The 1,018-nt window shown below is 71.2% G+C and carries 2 protein-coding genes; one reads left to right on the forward strand and one right to left on the reverse strand.

What is annotated here, in order from left to right:
* Positions 1 to 279: hypothetical protein (locus tag AC07DW_RS34675; RefSeq protein ID WP_478861559.1), on the forward strand; the 279-nt coding region annotated here is incomplete at its 5' end.
* 33 nt (positions 280 to 312) lie between these two features.
* On the opposite strand, the gene AC07DW_RS34680 is transcribed toward AC07DW_RS34675, so the two are convergent.
* Positions 313 to 1,018, reverse strand: a 706-nt coding sequence (locus tag AC07DW_RS34680) for a hypothetical protein (protein WP_478861560.1), incomplete at its 5' end; no start/stop codon positions are given.

The raw sequence follows: 1,018 nt of genomic DNA on the forward strand, positions 1-1,018 counted from the left end.
CTGCGGTTCGCGCCCGACGATGCGCGGCACGCGGCCGCGCGCACGCCGGCGGCCTTGCAGTGGGTGCAGCGGACCCAGCGTTCATTGGCGCACCAGTCGGCAGCGCCGTCGGTGGCGCTGGCGGCGAGGCCGTTGCGCGCAGGCTTTCGTACCGGCTTTCGCACCGGCCTCGGCGCCCACGCCGGCCGCTGCGCCGCGACCGCCGCGCAGGCGTTGCCCGTCGACGCGGTGGCGACGCGCGGCGCGTCCGTGGCCGGCGTTCTGGCCGGCCTGCCTTAGCCGGTTCGGCGCGGCGCACGCCGCGACGGCGATTCAATAACCGCCGCGCCCGAGGAAGCTCGAACCGATCGTGCATTGCTTCCCGCACGAGTTGCACTTGTCTTCCGCGGCCTTGAACGTGGCCTTCTCGCTGTCGGAGAGTTTGGCCACTTCCTCGCCGAACTCTTTCGAGCCGACGCGTGCGCGCGACATCAGGCGTTCGGTCACCGGCGTGGCTTCCATCGCCAGTTCGTACATGCCGTCGCAGGTCTTGTAGCAAAAGCCGTCGTGCACGGCGACGGTCTCGCGCTGGCCGATGACGCCGGCCTTGATCATGATGTCGCGGCAACTGCGCGACGCCTCGGACAGGTAGCTGTTCATCGCGCAGGAGCCGGATTTGCAACTCATGCCGACATCGCAGGTGGCGACGATGTCGGAATCTTCGCCGCAGGCGCCGCCTAGCTGGCGGACAACGTTCTTCTTGCCGAGCGCGTCGCCGGCGAAGGCGGCGGCGAGCAGGAACAGGCACACGATCGGAAGGCTTCGGCTCATGGTCTTCTCCGTGAACGGGACGACGGACGGCGCGCGCCGCGGGGGCGGCCCGAGGGCGACGGCGCTTGCGCGCGAGGGACTGGCCTGGCGGTACGAGGCGGCGCGGACGGCCGCCGGGGCCGATCTTAGGCGCGGCGCGAACCGGGCCGATGTGATTGGCGTTGCAGCGTGAGCGGCGGTGAGGCGGGCCGTTGTCGCGGCTCCGGCG

This window comes from Streptomyces sp. NPDC045701 (assembly GCF_056432045.1).